At 56.6% G+C, this 20973-nt stretch carries 18 protein-coding genes and 1 tRNA gene; 6 read left to right on the top strand and 13 right to left on the bottom strand.

The features are described from left to right. Positions 1-64 precede the first annotated feature (64 nt). The 7 genes from LOM8899_RS20575 to LOM8899_RS20545 are packed head-to-tail and all read right to left on the bottom strand — an operon-like array spanning position 65 to position 6512. A complete protein-coding gene (locus tag LOM8899_RS20575; protein WP_093994167.1) occupies positions 65-994 on the bottom strand; it encodes an AEC family transporter in 930 nt (309 codons plus the stop codon). A gap of 57 nt (positions 995-1051) precedes the next feature. Continuing rightward, on the bottom strand, positions 1052-1873 hold the full coding sequence (locus LOM8899_RS20570) for an MBL fold metallo-hydrolase (protein WP_093994135.1): 822 nt from the start codon (positions 1871-1873) through the stop codon (positions 1052-1054). Beyond that, positions 1870-2670, bottom strand: a complete 801-nt coding sequence (locus LOM8899_RS20565) for a TatD family hydrolase (RefSeq protein ID WP_093994134.1) — start codon at positions 2668-2670, stop codon at positions 1870-1872. The genes LOM8899_RS20570 and LOM8899_RS20565 overlap by 4 nt, the downstream gene beginning before the upstream one ends. Before the next feature lie 10 nt (positions 2671-2680). Then, a complete protein-coding gene (locus LOM8899_RS20560) occupies positions 2681-3808 on the bottom strand; it encodes a DNA polymerase III subunit delta' (RefSeq protein ID WP_093994133.1) in 1128 nt (375 codons plus the stop codon). A 3-nt stretch (positions 3809-3811) separates the two neighbouring features. Then, positions 3812-4450: a dTMP kinase gene (gene tmk, locus LOM8899_RS20555; protein ID WP_093994132.1), complete on the bottom strand. Its 639-nt coding sequence runs from the start codon at positions 4448-4450 to the stop codon at positions 3812-3814. Next, on the bottom strand, positions 4447-5649 hold the full coding sequence (locus LOM8899_RS20550) for a D-alanyl-D-alanine carboxypeptidase family protein (RefSeq protein ID WP_093994131.1): 1203 nt from the start codon (positions 5647-5649) through the stop codon (positions 4447-4449). The genes tmk and LOM8899_RS20550 overlap by 4 nt, the downstream gene beginning before the upstream one ends. 38 nt (positions 5650-5687) lie before the next feature. Then, entirely contained in the window at positions 5688-6512 is an 825-nt protein-coding gene (locus LOM8899_RS20545) for an SPOR domain-containing protein (protein ID WP_370739397.1), read from the bottom strand. Positions 6513-6965: 453 nt separating this feature from the next. On the opposite strand from LOM8899_RS20545, the gene LOM8899_RS20540 reads away from it, so the two are divergent. After that, positions 6966-7055 (top strand) — tRNA-Ser (locus LOM8899_RS20540). 99 nt (positions 7056-7154) lie between these two features. Here the strand turns inward: LOM8899_RS20540 and LOM8899_RS20535 are convergent. The 5 genes from LOM8899_RS20535 to LOM8899_RS20515 form a co-directional block, all read right to left on the bottom strand. After that, positions 7155-8195, bottom strand: a complete 1041-nt coding sequence (locus tag LOM8899_RS20535) for a tyrosine-type recombinase/integrase (protein WP_093994129.1) — start codon at positions 8193-8195, stop codon at positions 7155-7157. A gap of 247 nt (positions 8196-8442) precedes the next feature. Further along, complete coding sequence (locus LOM8899_RS20530; RefSeq protein WP_093994128.1) at positions 8443-8859, bottom strand: helix-turn-helix domain-containing protein; 417 nt, start codon at positions 8857-8859, stop codon at positions 8443-8445. A 9-nt stretch (positions 8860-8868) separates the two neighbouring features. Beyond that, entirely contained in the window at positions 8869-9084 is a 216-nt protein-coding gene (locus LOM8899_RS20525) for a helix-turn-helix domain-containing protein (protein WP_093994166.1), read from the bottom strand. An 81-nt stretch (positions 9085-9165) separates the two neighbouring features. Continuing rightward, positions 9166-9984, bottom strand: coding sequence for a hypothetical protein (locus tag LOM8899_RS23270; RefSeq protein WP_133065082.1), 819 nt, complete (start codon positions 9982-9984; stop codon positions 9166-9168). After that, positions 9981-11105 (bottom strand): hypothetical protein, encoded by a 1125-nt coding sequence (locus tag LOM8899_RS20515; protein WP_093994126.1) that lies wholly within the window; start codon positions 11103-11105, stop codon positions 9981-9983. The genes LOM8899_RS23270 and LOM8899_RS20515 overlap by 4 nt, the downstream gene beginning before the upstream one ends. Before the next feature lie 262 nt (positions 11106-11367). Here LOM8899_RS20515 and LOM8899_RS20510 point away from each other — a divergent pair, with 262 nt between their 5' ends. The 4 genes from LOM8899_RS20510 to LOM8899_RS20495 are packed head-to-tail and all read left to right on the top strand — an operon-like array spanning position 11368 to position 18734. Next, on the top strand, positions 11368-12930 hold the full coding sequence (locus LOM8899_RS20510) for a class I SAM-dependent DNA methyltransferase (protein WP_093994125.1): 1563 nt from the start codon (positions 11368-11370) through the stop codon (positions 12928-12930). Further along, positions 12923-14218: a restriction endonuclease subunit S gene (locus LOM8899_RS20505; protein WP_093994124.1), complete on the top strand. Its 1296-nt coding sequence runs from the start codon at positions 12923-12925 to the stop codon at positions 14216-14218. Before LOM8899_RS20510 ends, LOM8899_RS20505 begins: the two co-directional genes overlap by 8 nt. Then, positions 14215-15591, top strand: a complete 1377-nt coding sequence (locus LOM8899_RS20500; protein ID WP_093994123.1) for an FRG domain-containing protein — start codon at positions 14215-14217, stop codon at positions 15589-15591. Before LOM8899_RS20505 ends, LOM8899_RS20500 begins: the two co-directional genes overlap by 4 nt. Next, positions 15588-18734 carry a type I restriction endonuclease subunit R gene (locus tag LOM8899_RS20495; protein ID WP_093994122.1) on the top strand — a complete coding sequence of 1049 codons (3147 nt, stop codon included), beginning with the start codon at positions 15588-15590 and terminating at the stop codon, positions 18732-18734. Before LOM8899_RS20500 ends, LOM8899_RS20495 begins: the two co-directional genes overlap by 4 nt. An 8-nt stretch (positions 18735-18742) precedes the next feature. Here LOM8899_RS20495 and LOM8899_RS20490 read toward each other — a convergent pair whose 3' ends face one another. Further along, positions 18743-19918, bottom strand: coding sequence for a tyrosine-type recombinase/integrase (locus tag LOM8899_RS20490; protein WP_093994121.1), 1176 nt, complete (start codon positions 19916-19918; stop codon positions 18743-18745). Between the two features lie 386 nt (positions 19919-20304). Here LOM8899_RS20490 and LOM8899_RS20485 point away from each other — a divergent pair, with 386 nt between their 5' ends. Beyond that, entirely contained in the window at positions 20305-20847 is a 543-nt protein-coding gene (locus LOM8899_RS20485; protein WP_093994120.1) for a tripartite tricarboxylate transporter permease, read from the top strand. Positions 20848-20973 lie beyond the last annotated feature (126 nt).

Below are 20973 nucleotides of genomic sequence, written 5' to 3'. Positions count from 1 at the left end.
AAAGCACACCATAAGTTGGTGAGATTGTTTCTTGGGAAAAGCCGCGCCATTCCGCAATCCGCTGCTAGGGCAGGATATTGATCCATAAAGCGGTCGTGAAAATTGATAGTCCTGTCCCAATCAGGACGGCCGAAGCGGCGACTCTTCGAGCATTGCCATACATATTGGCAAATAGGTATGCATTCACGCCCGGAGCCATTGCCGCAGTAATCACAGCCGATCTTAGGGCTTGATCGCTTAGATCGTTCCAGTGCCCAAGCCCGAAAGTGACCACAGGGTGCAAGATGAGGGAGATGCTGACGATAAACAGAATTGCTCTCATGTCCCCCTCTGGCCGGTAGCGGTAGAGGACGCCGCCAAGCCCGAAGAGCGCCACCGGGAGGGCCGCGCGGACGATCAGCCCAAGGGCGTCGCTCAGAACCTCGGGCAGCGGTAAACCGGTGATGTTGAAAATGAACCCGAGCGAAATGCCGACGATCAGAGCGTTTCGAAACATCGCTCTGAGAACTTTCGCGGGCAATTTTACGAGGCTCTCTCCTCTCGCTTTGACAGCTTCCATGGTTGTAATGCCGACCGCGTAACAAAACGGTGCATGCATCGCGATAATGGCAAAGTTGGCGGACAGCGCGTCGCCGCCGTATGCACGTTCTGTGATTGGTAGCCCGAGCAGCAATGAGTTCGAAAAAAGACCCACAAAGCCAATTGCAACGGAGTCTTCCCAACTGCGACCGAATAGCAATCGGGCTCCGAAAGTGCCAATGCCAAATCCGGCTAAGGCCCCAAGATAAAAGGATAGCAGAAGGGGGAGCTCGAAATTCTGGCCGAGGTCCAAGCTGGCAATAGCCTGAAAAAGCAGACAAGGTATTGCGAAACCTTGCGTGAACTTCATCAAGGCATCGATTCCGGTGTCGGTGAAGTAGCCCCGCCAAGTGCTGACATAGCCAAAGGCCAAGACGATGAAGACCGGCAGGATGACGGATGTAAGCGCGCTCACGTATTGACCTTTGCTCATGCGCGGCTCGGCAAAGCCGCCAGCTAGGAAATCACTTGTTCAGCTTTCAGTCTGGACTGGAAGCGTTATCGTCATTCCGTCGTATGCCGGGTTGATGTTGTCAGGTGTTTCGGCTGCCACTTCCGCATAGTCGAGATCGATGTGCATATTCGTCAGAATGGCGTGTTGCGGCTTTGCACGTTCGATCCATTCCAGTGCCTGATCCAGATGCGCGTGAGTGGGATGTGGCGTCCGTCGGAGGGCGTCCAAAATCAGATAATCCAGGTTTTCCAAATAAGACCAGGAGTCATGTGGAATATCGGAGACGTCGGGGACATAGGCCAAACCACCAACTCTGAATCCCAAGGCATCGATCGAACCATGTGTCACCTCGAATGGTGTCAATGTGATCCGCCCTCCGGGGCCATCGACATGCAGGTCGCCTTGGATTGTATTCAGATCAAGGATTGGCGGATATGCGGACCCAGCAGGCTGGACGAAGGCATATCCAAATCTTGCCAACAAAGCATCGGCGGTTTCACCGTCTGCCCAAACCGGCAAACGCGCCCGCATATTGAATACGATCATGCGCAGATCATCCAATCCATGGACATGATCGGCATGTGCATGCGTGTAGGCGACGGCATCTAGGCGCCCGACATTCGCATCGAGGAGCTGGTTTCGCAGATCTGGCGAAGTATCGATCAGGACACGGGTCTGGCCCTCTGTGCTGTTGCGGCTGACGAGCAGCGAGCAGCGCCGTCTCACGTTCTTTGGGTTGGTCGGATCACAAGCGCCCCATTCGCCACCGTTGTCGCTAAGCCTTGGCACGCCGCCCGATGAGCCGCAGCCGAGAATTGTGAATGTCAGGGAGTCTGTCATTCGTGCCACTTGGCCGCTTTGGCGAAGAGCCGGTCGAAATTGGCAGTCGTTTGGGCAGCGAATGCCTCTTCGCTCATGTCAAACAGCTTTGCGCCGACAGCTGCGGTATGGGCCGTGTAGGCCGGTTCGTTGCGCTTTCCCCGAAAGGGTGGGGGGGCAAGATATGGGCTATCCGTCTCAACAAGGATGCGATCCAGTGGAGCGGAGGCAAAGATATCCCGCAGCTCGGTTGACCGGGGAAATGCCGCGATCCCGGACATCGAAAGGTAAAAACCCAAATCTAGCGCCGCCCGTGCCAGTTCTGCGGAGGAGGAAAAGCAGTGCATCACGCAATCGAACTGCCCTTGCGAGATACCCTCTGTCAGAATTTCTGCAATGTCGGTGTCAGCGGCGCGCGCGTGGATGATCAGCGGCAACCCGGTTTCACGAGCGGCCTCGATGTGTATCCGGAGGGACTTCTTCTGGATATCCGCGCTCTCGCCTGTGTAGTGGTAATCGAGTCCGGTTTCCCCGATGCCAACCATTTTCGGATGTTGGCTGAGGGTGACCAGCTCGTCGACGGTCGCCAGAGGTTCGTCAGCCGCGCTCATTGGGTGCGTCCCCGCGGCCCAAAAGACCTCGCTGTGGGCCTCTGCAATCGCCCGAACATTCGGAGCGTTCTTCAGCTTTGTACAGATCGTGACCATTCGCTCGACGCCTGCCTCGACAGCACGAGCGACCAGCGCGGTCCGTTCCCCCTCGAAATCCGGGAAGTCGAGATGGCAGTGGCTGTCGACGAGAGCTCCTGAGGCGGGCATGAATGGCCTTTTAGTTTGAAACGAAGGATGCTGCGGTGGCTTCAATCCTGAAAAGCATATCAAGGATCAGTGCGGCAGGGTCAAGGTTGACGGCCTTGCCGTGGCGTGCCCGGGCGCTGAGTGTTTGCTGTAGGTTGGCCCAAGCACGCGCCGCATGATCATGCGGTGCCATGCTGGCAAGCAGCCGGGCTTCTCCTGGGGCGCCCTGAGAACTTGGCTCGCCGGTCAGACCGGATCTAGCGGCGCGGGACAAGAGAAGTTCAATCAGATTGAGAGTTAGCTCGAAGCGGTTTTCGGAACCTCGTCCGGCACAAGCCTCCGACAACTTGATTGCTGACGGCCGATCCATCCGTGGCAGCCCGGACAGCAGTTGTACCAAGCTGTTATACAGAGACAGCCCATCCGATTGTAACATCCTGATCGCACCACCAACGGAGCCACCAGAAATCACAGCGAGCGCGTCCGGCGTATCCGTATGATAGCCTAGGTCCTCGAGTGCCATTGCAAGATTTGCCGGAGGCAGGGGAGCGAGCCGGAGTGTGCGACATCGCGATCGGATTGTTGGCAGGAGCCCCGACGGCTGGTGCGAAAGCAAAAGTAGTGTCGTACGTTCCGGCGGTTCTTCGAGTTCCTTCAGCAGCGCATTTGCGGCATTTCTGTTCATCTCGTCGACGGTGTCGATAATCACGACCCGCCGGCCTCCGTCCGCGGCGGAGAGGTGAAGAAATGACTTGAGGTCTCGGGTCTGCTCTACGGAAATGACGGTCGCCAGATTTGATCCAGTGCTATTTGGGCCCCGTCGGAGGACGAACAACCGGGGATGGGCGTCAGCGCGAATGAGCCTGGCATCCGGGTGGTCCGGGTCGAGTTGCAGGGAGGCTGGCGGAGGTGCGGCACCAAATAGCCCGTTGGCGTCCTGCTCCGAAAGAAGTAACTCTGCAATTCGGTAAGCCAGCGTCGCCTTCCCGACGCCGGGGGGGCCGGTCAGAAGCCATCCAGAGTGAAGCCGACCAGAATTATATGCTGTCAGAAACTCCTCTTCCGCGGCAGTTTGCCCGATCAATCGCAGGCTTTCCCTTGGGTGCGGTGCGCCTGGAATCCGGTCAGGTTCGGGGAGGGGGGCTTCTGACTTGGCCATGGATCAGCCGAAAGAACCGACGCGGGCAGCCATATGTGCACAGATCTCAGCGGATACCGCGCCTATATCACGATTACCATCTATGACAACGCAACGATTTGAGAACCGTTTTGCCAAGGCGAGGAAACCGTGGCGAAGGGTTTCCTGAAAGCCAAGGCCAAACTCTTCGTAGCGATCTTCTCCCGAGCGGCGCGCCAGCCCACGCTCGAGTGCTGTCGAAGGATCCATATCGATTAAGAACGTCACATCGGGCTCTATCCCGATCATCAAATCATGAAGCTGATCGACCATACCGCGAAGGTCCCCGCGCGTCGCACCTTGGTACACACGCGTACTATCTGCGAACCTATCCGTTATGACGGTTTTGCCAGCTTGTAAGGCAGGGCGAATGGTCTTTTCGATATGGTCCCGGCGTGCCGCGTTGAACAGAAGCAATTCGGATTCGGCAGACCAGCGACCCGGCTCGCCGGTTAGAACGAGCTGCCGAATCTCCTCCGCTCCGGGGCTGCCGCCCGGTTCACGCGTGAGCACGACGGTTTGGCCTTCGCCTTCGAGATGGTTGCGCAGAGCCTTTGATTGGGTCGACTTCCCACAACCATCGATCCCCTCGAAGCTGACAAACAGTCCGGATCGGTTTTTCATGCGCCGTCCGGGACTGTGTCGATTGTAGCGACGTCTCCCAATCCGATGGCTGGGCCGAAACGTGAAATCAAGACAGAGGCTGCAGTTTGCAGGCGGATGCCGAACCCGCCGGGCGCAATATCGGTCATGGCGATCAGCGGCACGCGGATCTCAGGCAGCCCCGTTCGGGTAATCACCACTTCCCCCAGAACTTGGCCTTCCGCAACGGGTGCTTCGACAGGACTGTTGTAGACCGCTTCAGCGTTCAGGGATTCGCTTTCGTCCAGTGGGAGTAGCAGGCTGATATCGTGAGCCATTCTAAGACCGACCGATGGTAACTCCCCCATCCAGACGTCGGCTTCTGCAACCTGTGTGCCCTCTGCGGTCACTTCGGCTTCAACGAACTGGCGAAAAGCCCAATTGACGATACGTTCGCTTTCGTCCCGGCGCGCCTGAGCGGTATCGAGGCCAGTGATGACAAAGATGATCCGGCGATCCCCTTGCTTTGCGCTACCGACAAGGCCGTAGCCAGCCTCTTGCGTGTGCCCTGTCTTCAGCCCATCGGCGCCGATGCCCAGCCCCAAGATCGGATTTCGGTTCTGAGTATTGGATGGCACGCGATTGTCAAAAAGGAACTCAGTCTCGGCAAAGAGGGGGTAGAATGTCGGAAAGTCGAGGATGATCCGGTTTGCCAAGATACCAAGATCATGCATCGACATTTCATGTCCTGCCGCGGGCCAGCCGTTGGAATTCAAGAACGTCGAATTATTCATGCCCATCGATCGAGCCTTTTGCGTCATTTGCCTGGCAAAGGTCGCTTCGGTTCCATCATCGCTCAAAGCTTCTGCAAGAACAGCGGAGGCATCGTTCCCGGATAGCACAATCACGCCCCGTAAGAGATCCTCCACGCGGACACGTTCGCCTGCTCGCAGGAACATGCTTGATCCGCCATAATCCATTGCATGCTGTGAGACCGGGAGTTCCTGATCTATTTCAAGCGTGCCGTTGGCCACAGCTTCGAAAGCCATATACAGCGTCATCAACTTAGACATGGATGCCGGCGGCAACGGTTGGTCCGCATTCTTGGCTAGCAGAACGGTTTCCGTCGACTGATCATAGACCCATGCAGCCGTCGCACGGGTATCGAACCCTTGGGCCGACGCAAGCGCAGGCATGATGGCGATGGCCAAGGCCCAAAGTGTTCTGGACATGCGGATCATGTCAAACCTCCAGATAGTATGGTGTGAAAGCTGGCGTCTCAGTTTCGCACAAAATAGGCGTCGGTAAAGCCGCGATCCTTCACTTGTGCCAAAAGGCGTTCTCGCTCTGCCGAGCTTTGAGCCGGGCCCACGATGACCCGCCAAAAAGTACTGCCTTGGCTCTCTTGCCGCACGACACTCGCCTGTAGTCCCGCTGTCCGCATTGCGACCGCGGAATTGTTAGCGTTTTCTTCCACGCTGAAAATTCCAATCTGGATATAGGGGCGTTCGAGAGGTGAGGTTGTCGTGGCAGCGGGGTTCGGCGCGGCGGGGGGCGGTTCGGCGACGCTTTCCACACTGGCCGCTTCCGATGCCACAGCGGCCTCAATCGCCGCAGCTGCACCGGCGATCGGCTCGAGCGGTGTTTCGCTGATTTCGTCGGGGATCTCGAATTCTGCCGACGGCACTGCAATCTCCGGCACCGGAGTCTCTTCCCGGCGCAGGGCGGTGACGTTGAGTGTCGCCGGAGAACCGGCCAGCATTCCCAAGGCCGCCGCAGCGTCGGACGATACCTGCAACGCCGGGCCGGGGTTTTCGCGTTCACGTCGGAAAAGCGCGCCGATAACAAACTGGCCGTTGGCTTGGCTTCGTATGATGACCCGTTCAGGCTCGGCTACGTCAGGAAACGCCACCCAAACGCCACCTAGGGACGGGCGGCCGTCCCATAGGCCCTGCTCTGTCACTTGAAAGACCTCGGGTGCTTCGACATCGCGCTCGATCAATTCGGTTGTCTGGCCGCTGACGGCTGGCGACGATTCAATCGGTTCTTCCAGAGTCGGAAATGTGAAGTCTCCGTTCTCATCGCAGGCCGCGATAAACAGCACAGCCGCGATGCATACGCCAATTCTCGGCGTTGCGTTCGTACACTTCCAATTGCCCCACATACCAATGCCCCTTTGCCTGCGTGCCGACGTTTCGGCGACTTGACCGTTTCTCGGTCGTTGCTAACTTGCCCGTCCCCTGCTCGGCGCACCTAGGCTCGAGCCGTCACGCCTCTGCAATATTCCTCGGCACGTTAACGATCAACTTGGGCTTTTGGAAGAGCGGTGATGATAAGGAAGGCTGGAAACCGCTGCTGTTCGGCTGAGATTTCCAGGGCCTTTCCCGCCGACGGAACACGGAGGATGCCGCGGATGAACCTGCAGCCGGGAATGTCCGCGAAGTTGGTGCTGTTGAGCAAGTTTCAGCGAAACATTTGGGATTGTAGTCAGGGGAGAACGCTGGCATTTGAACCGCATCTGATTTGCTGGCTCCGAAGTTTGGACGATTGGCAACAAGGAAGTGTGGCCGAGTGGTTTAAGGCTCTAGTCTTGAAAACTAGCGTGCGGGGAACCGTACCGTGGGTTCGAATCCCACCGCTTCCGCCAATAATCCTAAGTAGGCCGATGATTTTAATGGATAATTTCGCAAGGGGTGAGATCCGTTCCCACACTTGTTCCCACATCTGTCGTGTGTATGCACGCCCCTCAATCCTCCAACACAACCCCGTCCGACTCCCCGGTAATGAGCGCGCGCATTTTGTCCCGGTCGATGGTGCCGTAGCTGCGCAGAGTGGTCAGAACGTCGGTGTGACCAAGGTTTTGCGACGTCGCCACAAGTTCGGCAACGGACTTGCAGGTCTTGGCCGTGTGGCGCGCCAACATGTGACGGAAGGCATGTGGGCCGAAGGCGGGCAGGTTTGCAGCGACGAAAGCCGCATTGACGATCTTGCGCGCCGGTTCGGTGCTTTTCCATGGGCGGCGATCAAAACCGTCGGCTTGGAAACCTGTTGACGCGCTGGCCTTCAAGGCCGTCGCCGGGAAAAGCGGATCATCCGGGCCAAAAAGCAACTCGTCTTCCAGATAGGTGATCCATGCGCGCAATGCGGGTTTGGCCTCCGGAAAGTCCTTTGCAAAGAAAGTCGTCATTGACTTACCGAATTTTGTCGCCACCTCGCGCGGGTTCTGCGTCACGGATTTGTCTTCCAGATCGACATGCTTGAGGCGAAGGCTGACCAAGGCGGCGACGCGGATGCCGGTCAGGCAAAGCAACCCGAACAGTGCTTTGTCCCGCATTTCGCGCGGGTTGGTGGCGGGCATCATCTTAAAGGCGCGTTTCGCTTGTTTGATGCCGGGCGCGGGGCGGGCCGTCGAGGCTCGGGCTTCGGCTTCATCGCGGCGGGACAGGTTAAAATAATCCGCATCCGATGCCCTGATCCGACTGCGAAAGCCGTCTTGTTGAGACAGCCAAAGCGTAAACTCGCGCAATGTCGCCATGATGGCGCGGGCCGAGGATTTGCCCAGAGGGGTGCCGTTGGCAGTATTGGCGCGCTCAAGATGGTCGCGAAACCCCATGGCCCATTCGATATGAAAGCGCGCAAAATCCTTGCGCCCGTTCCAAACGTCGAAACGCTCGAGCGCGGCCAATTCCCGGTCCAGAGTTTTCTCGGATAACTGGCGCGCGTATTTGCGATACTCCAGAAAGCGGCGCTTAAGGCGTTCGTTCTTGGCATTCGGTCGCTTGTTCATAGTGATGGCCTCCTGTCAGCCGGTAGCGGTGAAATGATCTCAGGGGTCTTTTGGTTCGGAGTCATGACTGTGTTTTTCGAAGCGTAATTCTCGCGGTGGGGTGCAAGGCTGATGCCCATTCGAAAAGTCCTTGAACGGGCCGCACCTCTCAGTCGCGACATGGTCCAAAGTCGGAGCAATCCTCCCGTTCCGGGGGGTGAGCTGAAAACAGGAAAAACAAGGGGGCGTGTGTCCACCATATTAACGTCTAAACATGCCGTTCAATTCTGAGGTCTAGAGTGCGGCCAAGTTCTGTGATTTTGGCCTCTGCTACAGGTTTTGAAACAACCGTTCCGCAGCTCTCACAAAGTGCAGTCAGCCTCGCCCGCCCGTGCTTCAAATCGCAATCGGCCATAGCCGCTGCCGCTGCCCGCTGTGCCTTGCATCGAACGCAGTAGAAGGTGTCGAGCCGGGTTTTCCTCGACCGTTCCGAGCGCTGAGACTTGATGTAGTCGCGGAGATCATCGCCCCGGATCAGCACAGGTCGTTCGTCGTCCAACACAGACAGGCCGCCTTTGACCCAATTGCTGATCGTGCGGGGTGAGACGCCGGATACCTCCGCCGCCTCGTTGATTGTGTAAGTCCGGAAAGCCTTGATCCCGGAAAGGCGCGCTTTCTTTGGCATTGCGTGCCCTCACTCGGCCTTCGTGGTCTCGTTGCGTTTCAACCAGTCGCGCAAAGCTTCGAGCGTGATCAGGCGGCGGGTGCCGATCTTGATGCTCTTCAGCTCGCCCGACGACAGCGCGGCATACAGCGTCGTGCGACCGATGCTGCACAGTCGCGCCGCCTCGTTTGGCGAAACGGCAAGGACTTGCTGTGCTTGGCTCAAAATTTCGTAGATGTCCGTCATGGCCCATTCTCCTTTGTTGGGATGCATGGGAACCGTGGCGGACGATGGGCAGTTCAAAACAGAGCGGAGGTTTTGAACCCTTTATGAACCCCCAAGCGCCGCGCGGACGTATCTCTTGATTGTTGGATCGGACGGGATGGGTTTGTCGGGGTAGGCGGCTTGGAAAGCAGCGCGAACCGCTCGCGCTTCGGCACCTACTGCCGTGGTGCTTTTGCCGTTTTTGATGCGGTCTTCGATCAGTGGTTTGAGCAGATGCCCATGTTCACTTGGGCGTCCTCCTGTGACCCTGCGCGGGACGCCTGCCAGTGTTTCTGCGTCTGCGATGCTCCGCAGGTCTCCTGTTTCTGCGTCAATCTCGACAATATCGTCCAACTGCGCAACGACCAGACCAGCAATTGGCAGTTTACCTTCTGATGTGAGAACCAACCTCCAGTCAGCTCTGACCTCGCGTTCCAAGGCGCTTCGAAGTTCGCGAGCATCATTCTCGTTCTGCAAATTCGGGCGGAAATACAGCATGACAGATCCGACGTTGGACCGTAGCGCACCAATACGCCATGTCTCGCCGTAGATGCTTGATGACTTGCGCTGTCGAACCTCAAAAACCTCCGCCAAGCGCTCAATCAATGCCGAAATATCAGGGCCAAACTCCTTGATTGAGGAGTGAGCGAGCGCGACAAAGCCAAGGTCTGGACAGAGATAACCGTGCTTGCCGTGCGCGAAGACAACTTGCGCGCTGTGAGGCGCATCGCAGTCACAACAGACAACGGACGAGACGACGCCAACTTCGCGTAAAAGCCCGACACGCGAAAGAAGGGCGAAACTGGCATTGTCGCCGTAGAAATCCGAAGTCACAGGGCCGCCCTGTGCGATGATCTCGCGTAGTAAGGAGATCGGGTTCACTCGACCAACTCTAGAAGGTCATTCCTGCTTGGTGGTGGCGCAAGAAGCCCCCACCGTTCTAGGAGATCGTAAACGAATTGACGCTGAGTTCCGGTCTTGTTCGGCACGCTGGTCGAGTTGGGCATTCGGAGCGTCACAGTCAAAGTCCGGCCCGGCTTTTCGTCGTTCGATGCCATGAAAATCCGTAAGGTCGCAGCCACAATCTGCCAGCCGCTCGCCCGTAACGGGGAACTACTGCCGAAGCGTCTCTCTAGAAACGCGTGAAGCGTTTCGTTCTCTCCGCGTTTCTCGGCCATCAATAACGCGCCGTCCGAGGATCTGAAGGACATCGAAGATACCTCTACCCGCGCAATCCCGTCCGCCGGTAAGGTCTTGAGGTCTGGGCTGTGGCGCAAGGCTTCCAATCGCACGTCTCGTCGTGGGACCTCTACGGGGGGCTTGGTATTGGGCGCGAAATGCTTCGAAAAAGACTTCAAATACTGGTCGCGGACCTTCGCTCCGCCTTTCGCGCAAATCTCCACGATTCGCTCTCTCGGATCGCAGGCAATGCCGACCTCAAGAACCTTCTGCACGGTTTGCCGCTCAAGACTGGTGTCACTGAAAGCCAATTCACTTTCGGCGCGGTCTTCGACGTATATCGTCGCTTGGGTCAATTCGGTTTCCCGGTCCGTTGCCGGGTCAAAGCGGATTGATTGAAACCAGTCTGCTTCACTTTTTCGATGCGCAGGCAATTTCAGAATCGCGAGCGTCTCGGCCAAAAATCCGTCGCGCGCACTTTGCTTGTCCAGTGCCCAAGGCTCCCCATCATCGGGAAACTGAAACCGCGCCCATTGCTTGCCGCCATTCCTGTGCAGGAAAGACGCCTGAACATGGACCCGGTCGATCATGCGCGTGTGATGTGTGGCCAACATCAGAAGGACATCTTCGACGCCTTCCAGCCCCTCAAGCTCAATACCTTGCCCTGCGCAGACCTGCTCTGCACCATCCATTCCATTCTGATTGGCAAGCGTGCTCAGAAACTCCAACTCTGCCTTGATGGCATCCTGCTGTGTGTCGGGCAGGTCTGCGAGCAACCCTTCGATTGTCTCACCAAAGCTGTCCCGCGCCCGCTGCTGTTCCAATCGAAATTTTCGGGGGCCTCGACCCCGCGCGCTTCGAGGAAAGCCTTCAGGCGCGCTGATGGGCACTTCCGCACAAATCCGCTGAATGATGCCATATCTTGCACCCCTAACAACTGTTGTAACGAAATATGGCGTCCGTTGCCGTCCCGTTCAAGTTGTTTGCGTTCGGTCAATGCCACCAAAACGGAGCTTGGCCCATTGTGAAGTCCGGATTTGCTCTGTTAGGAATACCGGGCAATGGTTTCCTGAAAGCTCCAATTACATGGTCAATGACTCCCGCAAAGCGGACCTCGATTTCGCCGCAGATCTCTTCAAAGCCGCCGACAAAATGCGAGGTGGCCTTGAGCCTTCAGAATACAAGCATGTGGCGTTGGGCTTGATCTTTCTGAAATTCATCTCGGAAGCCTTTGAAGCCAAGCACAAGGAACTGGTCGAGGACGACCTCGCCGATCCAGAAGACCCCGAAGAATACCTCGCCGAAAACATCTTCTGGGTGCCCGCAGCTGCCCGCTGGTCCTACATCCAGCACAACGCCCGCTCCGAGAATATCGGCAAGATCATCGACGACGCGATGGAGGCAATCGAGGACGAGCCAGCGAACGCGACCCTCAAGGGCGTTCTGCCCAAAAACTACGCCCGCCCGACGCTCGACAAAACCATGCTGGGCGAGCTGGTGGACCTGTTCTCGAACATCAAGATGCACGACAGCGCCGACCGCGCGCGCGACCTGCTGGGCCGTGTCTATGAATACTTCATCTCAGGGTTTGCCAGCGCCGAAGGCAAACGTGGCGGCGAGTTCTTCACGCCCCGTTCCGTCGTCCGCACCCTTGTTGAAATGCTCGAACCCTATCAGGGGCGCGTCTATGACCCCTGCTGCGGCTCTGGCGGCATGTTCATCCAATCCGAGAAGTTCATCGAAGACCACGGCGGCAACCCGCTGAATCTCTCGGTCTATGGGCAAGAGATCAACCACACCACATGGCGGCTCGCCAAGATGAACCTCGCCGTCCACGGCATCGACGCCGACATCGCATGGGACAGCGCGGGCAGCTTTCACAAGGACGCGCATCCGGGGCTGAAGGCCGACTACATCCTCGCCAACCCGCCGTTCAACATCTCGGACTGGGGCGGCGAGCGTCTTCTGGAGGATGACCGCTGGCAATACGGCATCCCGCCCAAGGGCAACGCCAACTTCGCGTGGATACAGCACATCATCCACCACCTCGCCCCGCGCGGCCATGCGGGCGTGGTGCTGGCCAATGGCTCTATGTCCTCGCAGATGAATGGCGAAGATGAGATCAGAAAGCGCCTGATCGAAGAAGACCGCGTCGATTGCATGGTCGCCCTGCCGGGGCAGCTTTTCTATTCCACGCAAATTCCCGTCTGCCTTTGGATTTTGAGCCGGGATAAATCCGCCAACGGGTTCAGGGACCGGCGCGGAGAGGTGCTGTTCATCGACGCCCGTGGCCATGGCCATATGGTGGACCGGGTGCGGCGCGAGTTCTCAGACGAAGACATCGACAAGATTGCGGGCACCTACCGCCGCTGGCGCGCTAAGCCCGAGACGCTGGAGGCCAAAGGCTGGCAGGCCTACGTCGACGAACCGGGGTTCTGCAAATCTGAGGGGCTGGAGACCATCCGCAAGTTCGACCACGTGCTGACGCCGGGGCGGTACGTTGGGACTGCAGAACAAGAGGGCGACGGGGTGCCGTTCGAGGAGAAGTTTGCTTCGCTTTCAAAACAGCTTGCAGCGCAAATGGACAATTCGCGAGAATTGGATGCTGCCATCGCCAAAATCATTGGTGGAGTGAAGTCGAATGGTTGAAGCCCCTCTGTCATCATTGTTGGCCCACGTCGTCGATAACCGTGGGCGGACGTGTCCGACCGCCGAGATTGGGTTTCCGTTGATTGCCACCAATTGTGTGAAGAGCGATAACCTCTACCCGACGTTCGAAAAAGTGCGTTATGTCGACAACGACACTTATCGAGATTGGTTTCGCGGGCATCCAGCGCCCGGAGACTTGATTTTTGTGCTCAAAGGTTCGCCGGGAGAGGTGTGCCTGACACCCGATCCTGTTCCCTTCTGTATCGCTCAAGACATGGTCGCTCTGAGGCCAGACCCAGAAATGGTCTACCCCGCATACCTTTTCGCGGCTCTAAGGTCAGGTCGAGCGAAGAACGATATCCTGAACATGCACGTCGGCACCATGATCCCGCACTTTAAGAAGGGCGATTTTGACCGGCTCTTCATTCCCATTCCAGACAAAGAACATCAGCGTGCGATTGGTGATGCATATCTTACTATATCAATGAAAATCGAGCTGAACCGGCGGATGAATGAGACGTTGGAAGAGATGGCGCGGGCGTTGTTTCGGGATTGGTTCGTCGATTTCGGCCCCACCCGCCGCCAGATGGAAGGCGCTACCGACCCCGCCACCATCATGGGCCACGCCTTTCCCCCCGAAAAAGCCGCCACCCTCGCCCCCCTCTTCCCCGCCAAACTCGGCGACGACGGCCTGCCTGAGGGGTGGGAGATGGGCCGGCTGGACGATTGGGCGGTTTCCGCTACAAACACAGTCAAGCCAGACGAAGTTCAGCAGGACACTAGCTATATTGGTCTGGAGCATATGCCGCGCCGCTCTATTGCACTGGGGCAATGGGAAACAGCGGCAAAAGTCACCTCGAACAAAGCTCGGTTTGAGAAGGGGCAGATACTCTTTGGCAAGCTTCGCCCATACTTTCACAAGGTTGGCATAGCGCCTTGTGATGGTATTTGCTCAACAGATATTGTGGTCGCAGATGGACGACAAAAAGAGTTCCGCCCCTTTGTTGCAACGCTAATGTCGACCGACGAATTCGTAGCGTATACAAACCAAAGTTCAACGGGCACCAAGATGCCGAGAACAAGCTGGAAGCTCATGCGAGATTATGAAGCACCAAAAGCTCCAACGAAACTTGTGATTGCTTTCGGTGATTTTGCACAACCAATGCATGACAAGATCGTACATTCCTTGTCCGAAAACCAAACCCTCGCCGATATGCGCGACCTCCTCCTGCCCAAACTCATGTCCGGCGAAATCCGCCTGAAAGACGAGGAGGCAGTTGCTCAATGAGTCACTCGGACAGGGCGTCGTCGTTAGAAACGGCGGAAGAAAAGCGCCAGCGTCAGGCCAAGCGTGCCTATCTGGATGCGTTGCCTAAACATCCTGAGTTCGTGCTGCCCAACGATGACATAGACGGACTTCTTCCATCGGCCAAGGTGGCAAGCTGGGAAGAGCTTCTAAAAATTCTGCAAGGACCAGATTTCAAAAAGACAAAGTACGATCTCGTCTATCGGGGTCATGCTGGTCATGACTGGCAGCTGTCCTCGACCCTTGGACGATTGTTTGATGGAGGGGACATTCCCTCTGACAAGCGCGCAAAGCTGCTCCGTCAATTCAAATTGTCGATGCGTGGGCGCGGGTATGACCTTGGGCCGCTCCAAACTGATGAGGAGGTCTGGGCAGTGGGGCAGCACCACGGATTGAAAACACCGCTGCTTGACTGGACAAGATCGCCTTTCGTTGCTTTGTTCTTTGCTTTTTCCAAGTATGAGAACCAAAGCGAGACTGAAAACAATCCGTCACGCGCGATCTTCTGCATGAACAAGACAAAGCTGGAAGAGGATTTGGGCGAAGATTTCATCGACGAAATTTTCTTGGAGCCAGAGGACCATCGAAATTCGCGATTGGTGAACCAGTCGGGCCTCTTCACTATTGCGCCGGACGGTCAGGACAACTTGGTGTCATTGATAGTCAACAGGTTAGATGACGCCGAGCTTTTGGGATCGGTTGATGAGACTTCGGTCGATGACCACATGGACAAATTTTTGGCGGCTGCAGATGTGGCGCTCAATAAAACGGCTGCTGAAGGTTCAGGTAAACCCGAAGTCATCTTTTCGGTCAGTGACCGGAAGCGGGCCAAGTTGCTTGCCCGTTACATTTTCAAACTTCATATTCCCAATTCGATCACTGACAGAAAGGGGTGTCTCGAAGCACTGCGCCAGATGAACATTCACAACGGAAACCTTTTTCCCGATCCCGGTGGCGCGTCTGAGTTTTGCAATGATTGGCTTGAACGATTATTGGCGGATGAAAAAGACGAAGTCTTCGAGGAACAGAAGAAGCAGGATGATCGCAAAATCGCGGCGGCCATAAAGCCCAAAACACAAGTCGACATCACAGACGATGTTTCCACACTCTTGAACGCTTTCTTGGAGTTGGAAGTAGGGCAAGCTGACGATCTGGCACAAGACATCAGCAATAAAGTCTCAGAGGCGTCTTCATTGGATTGGTTCAGATTCCCATCCAAGCGCGTTGTCGTGAAGCGCGCGGTAGCCCAAGCACTCGCAAGCGGACCGGGCGATATAAAACCAGATCGCAAGATTGACGAGCTGATCGAAATGCTTCTGGAGAAGTATGCCAGTGCCGAGGAGAAGTCGATTTGAGCTTTACCGAAGACCTCGTCGAACAAGTCGCCCTTGGCATCCTGCAAGAGATCGGCTGGCGATACGAGGACCCGATCCTCATTGCGCCGGATGGGCCGGAGAAGCGGCGGGTGTCCAACGGGGATGTGGTTCTGGACGGCTTGCTGGAGGCGGCGGCAAAGCGGCTCAATCCCGGCATTCCCGACGAGGCTTTGCAAAACGCATTGCGGCAAATTCAGATCACCGAAACGCCCTCTCTCATAGAAGAAAACCGCCGCATCCACCGGCTTTTGGTCGATGGGATCGACGTGGAATACCGCCGCCCCGATGGCTCGATCAAAGGCGACAAGGTCCGACTGATCGACTTTGCCGACCCAGATAACAACGATTTCATGGTGACAAACCAGTTCACCGTGGTTGAAAGCGGTCACAACCGCCGCCCGGATGTGGTGGCCTTTGTAAATGGTCTGCCCTTGGTCGTCATCGAGCTAAAGAATGCGGCGAACGAGAACGCGACCATCGAGGACGCCTTCAACCAGCTACAGACCTACAAGGCGCAAATACCTTCGCTCTTTCGGACGAATGCTGCGCTGATCACCTCTGATGGTCTGCTTGCGCGTGTTGGCTCGCTCAGCGCTGGACAGGACCGGTTTATGCCTTGGCGTACCGTGACGGGCGCGCAGGATGATTTCACGCCGGAAGGCCCGAAGGAGATGGACACGCTGTTGCGCGGCATGATGCAGCCGGAGCGTCTGGTGCAGTTGGTGCGCGACTTCACCGTATTTGGCGACAAGGGCGACGGCGTCTTCAAGATCATCGCGGGGTATCACCAGTTCCACGGCGCAAGGAAAGCGCTGGCCAGCGCCGTTGAAGCGGTCAGCGCGGAGGGTAACCGCAAGGTTGGCGTGATCTGGCATACACAGGGATCTGGCAAGAGCTTCCTTATGGCATTTTTTGCGGGTCTCATGGTGCGCGCGCCAGAGTTGCAAAATCCGACTATCCTTGTTGTGACTGACCGTAACGACTTGGACGATCAACTGTTTGGCACGTTTTCCTTGTGCCGGGACCTGATCCGTCAAACCCCTGAGCAAATCGCTGATCGGGAGGATTTGCGCGACAAGTTGGATCGTCAAGCCGGGGGAGTGATCTTCTCGACGCTGCAAAAGTTCTCACCGATGAAGGGGGAGGAGGTCTTTCCGATACTTTCAGAGCGGCGGAACATCATCGTAATTGCAGATGAAGCACATCGCAGTCAGTACGGCTTTGACGCCAAGCTTGATCGAACCAGCGGCGAACGTCGCTATGGATATGCCCATTATTTGCGGCAAGCCTTGCCCAATGCATCGTTTGCTGGCTTCACGGGCACCCCAATAGAAGCAGCCGATGTTAATACTCCTGCGGTTTTCGGTGAATATGTCGACATTTACGACATCAGCCGCGCGGTTGAGGATAAAGCCACCGTTCCCATTTACTATGAAAGTCGTCTCGCACGGGTCGAGCTGGAGCAAGAAAAGCTGCCTGAGATCGACGCTGCTATTGATGCGCTCTTCGACGACGAGACGCTTGAGGAGAAGGAGAAAGCCAAATCGAGTTGGGCAAGTATTGAACGGTTAGTCGGTTCTCCCCCGAGGCTTGAAAAGGTGGCTGAGGATATCGTTTCGCATTTCGAACATCGTCTCGAAGCCATGGCCGGAAAGGGCATGATTGTTTGCATGAGCCGTGCAATCTGCGTTGACCTCTATCAGAGGATAACCGCGTTGCGTCCCGATTGGCATTCCGAGGATGATAAGAAAGGTGCAGTCAAAATCGTGATGACCGGATCGGCATCAGATCCGCTGGAATGGCAACCTCACATTGGTAGCAAGTTGCGGCGTGATGCCTTGGCCAAGCGTGCGCGTGACCCTGCTGATCCCCTCAAGTTGGTCATTGTGCGAGATATGTGGCTCACTGGTTTTGATGCACCGAGTATGCACACGATGTACATTGACAAGCCCATGCGCGGGCATGGCCTCATGCAAGCCATCGCGCGCGTGAACCGGGTTTTCAAGGACAAACCGGGCGGATTGGTGGTTGATTATATCGGCATCGGTCAAAACCTAAAGAAAGCACTGCAAAACTATACCGCGACTGATCGTGAACAGACTGGCATCGACGAAGAGGAGGCGGTCGCCACTCTACAGGAGTTGGTCGAGCGGTGCCGGGACTTCTTTTCCGGGTTTGACTACAGCGCTGGTATATCGGGGCAACCGAAACAACGCCTTCAAGCTCTGGCTGGAGCTGCTGAATGGGCGTTGAGCCAACAAAAAGCGCGAGCGGATGCAGCAACGGTTGGCAAGGCCAAGAAGGCAGAGTTGAACTATTTTGCTGATCTGGTTGCCAACCTCTCTAAGTCTTTCGCTTTGGCATCTGCGAGCGACTACGCTCAGTCTGTGAAGGAAGAAGTTGGCTTTTTCCAAGCGGTACGAGCGGCCACATCCAAGGCCTCTCCTAAGTCGGGTATGAGCAAACGAGAGAAAGAGTTCGCCGTTGGGCAACTGATTTCAGCGGCGATTGCAGATGCGACGATCATCGACGTTTTGGCGGCGGCTGGCTTGAAGACGCCCGAAATTTCTGTGCTTTCGGAAGAGTTTCTTGCTGAGATCCAGACGATGGATCAGAAGAACCTCGCACTTGAGGCTCTGCGGAAGCTTTTGTCAGGAGAAATCAAAGCGAGGCAACAACGCAATGTCGTCGAGGCCAAGGCATTCTCAGAGCGTTTGCAGGCAGCTGTCGCGCGGTATCATGCCAACGCCATTACCAGCCTTGAAATGCTGCAAGAGCTAATTGACATGGCGAGAGACATGAAAGCTTCGTCGGAACGCGGCGATGATCTTGGTTTAAGCGAAGAAGAGTTGGCCTTTTACGATGCGCTCGCACAAAACCAAAGTGCGATGGAAATGCTCGGAAATGAGGAATTGCGAAAAATTGCCCATGTGTTGGTCGAGCAGCTCCAGAAAAATGTCACTGTCGATTGGCAACGTAAGGAAAGCGCTCGCGCAAAACTACGGATTCTTGTCCGGCGGATTCTGAAAAAGTATGGGTATCCGCCTGATTTAGCCCCTGCTGCAATCAATTTGGTGCTGAGCCAAGCCGAGACACTTCTGCGCTGGCAGGCTCCACAATAGAACGCTTGTCATTTTGGGAACGCGACAACTCTGCCATCCCGTCTTTGCTTGGTTAGCGTCAATGCCCATGCTTCCATGAGCTTTCGGCGTTTGTCGAACAGATCGGTTCGCGCATAGGCCGCTTCGGCCTTGTCTTTGATCCCGTGCGCCAGTGCGGCCTCGATCACTTCGCGCGGAAAGCCGGTGGTTTCTCCTGCCCAATCGCGAAAGGTCGAGCGAAAACCGTGGACGGTGATGCCATCCCGCCCCATGCGACGTAGAACTGCCGTCATGCTCATATCGGAAATTGGTTTGCCGCGTTTTGCCTCGCTGCCAAATACCAGTGCGTCTTTGTCGCCTGCGTCGCCAAGTGTGCTAACGGCGGCTTCGCTCAGGGGAACCCTGTGCTCTTTTCCAGCCTTCATGCGCTCTGCCGGGACGATCCAGACGCTCGCAGCCAAATCGACCTCGTCCCAAGTCATGCCGCGCACCTCGCCAGATCGTGCGGCGGTTAGGATCGCAAAGCGGAGTGCACGGGCCGAAACGCCGTCGCGTTTGTCAAGTTCTGCCATGAAATCGGCAACCTCTGCATGGGGCAGGGCGGCATGGTGTTTGACGGCACGGACCTTTTTCGGCTTCGGCAGCAGGTGGTCCAGATGCCCACGCCAGCGCGCGGGATTGTCGCCGCTGCGGATGCCAATTGCCGTGGCATAGTCTATCACGGCCTCGATCCTTTGGCGCACCCGATTTGCCGTTTCGGGCTTGTCCGTCCAGATCGGCGTAAGAGTGCTGATGACATCGGGGGTTTCAATCTTGGCGACTTGCATGCGGCCAATCTTTGGGAAAACGTAAGTCTCCAACGTGGCGGTCCATTGCGCCGCATGTTTGGCGTTTTTCCAGCCGGGCCGCTTGCTTTCGATCAACTCCAGCGCCGCGTCTTTGAAGTTCTTGGGATTGGCGCGCTGCTTCATTCCAATAGGGTCTTCGCCTTCGGCAATCAGGCGGCGGGCCTCTGCCGCGCGGTCTCGGGCCATCGCAAGGCTCACATCGGGATACGCGCCAAGACCCAGATCGCGCCGCCTCCCTTGGACCTGATAGCGCAAGACCCAAGACCGCGCGCCGGAGGCTTTGACCAAAAGGAAGAGGCCCCGGCCATCGCCGTGCTTTCCCGGCTTTGCGGTATCGACTTTGCGCGCTGTCAGCATCGGTTCGTTCCCACATTTGTTCCCACACTTTAGCGCGGTTTGCGGCGAACGACAACGGACAGCCCGAAACTGGCATGAATTTATTTGACTTTAAATCATGACCTTATGTGAACCTCGGCGTACTCCCGGAAACCTAAAAAAGCAAGGGTTATACGGACACCGCTTCCGCCATTCCCGAACAAGAATGGGCACTACGTTAGGTCCGGTGTTTCCAGACGCATGGCTCAGCGCCGTGGCTTCTATCCTCGCGGCATGAACGATGTCGGTGCTTCATCTCTTGCGCGGTGTCTAAACGTCTGTCGAAGCCCGAAATGTGATACGGCAATTGCACCGAGGGCGGCGTCGTAGCCACCGAGGCAGCCAACAATGGCTGATGAGGTGGCGCGCTGATTCGGACGTTGTCACTTGGCATTCCCTATGACGCATCCACGGCCGTACTGCTCGGCGCGCTTTTCCTTTTGGGCATCTTTCCGGGACCGGAGCTCTTCCGGTATGATCCAGATATCGCAGGCGGCATCTTTCTCGCCTATCTCGTCGACAATGTCGCGCTTCTGGTGCTTGGCCTGACACTCGCTCCTGTCTTTGGCGCTGTGCTGAAATTGCGTGAAACCTGGTTGTTGCGGGGCGTGCTGCTACTATCGGTCAAGGGGACGTATTCGCTGCAGCACAGCGTCTTCGACATGTGGGTGATACTCGTCTTCCGTCTTATCGGGTACCTGATGCGACGCGGCGGGTTTTCCCTAGCTCCTGTCATCATTGGACTCATCCTCGGGCCCGTGCTAGAGAACAATCTGCGACGGTCACTTCTGATTTCTCGCGACGGACTTGCGATCTTTGTGGAACGGTCGTTTTCGGTGACCATTCCCGCTATTGCCGGACTGTTGCTCGCTTGTATCATCTGGACCGCTAACTCGACGGGCCGGAAGTAGCGTCCGAGGACGTGTTGTAATTTCATCGGCGCTTCCGGTGTAGGGCGAGGTGGCCATCGAGGTGTATGATCGAGGTGGGGTTTCGACGCTTCAACCACGAACCACACGGAGACCCCGATGACCAAG

This window comes from Flavimaricola marinus, assembly GCF_900184895.1.
GTDB classification, from domain to species: domain Bacteria; phylum Pseudomonadota; class Alphaproteobacteria; order Rhodobacterales; family Rhodobacteraceae; genus Flavimaricola; species Flavimaricola marinus.
The sequence above is the reverse complement of the archived record's forward strand: the minus strand, read 5'-3'. Positions and strand labels throughout refer to the sequence as shown.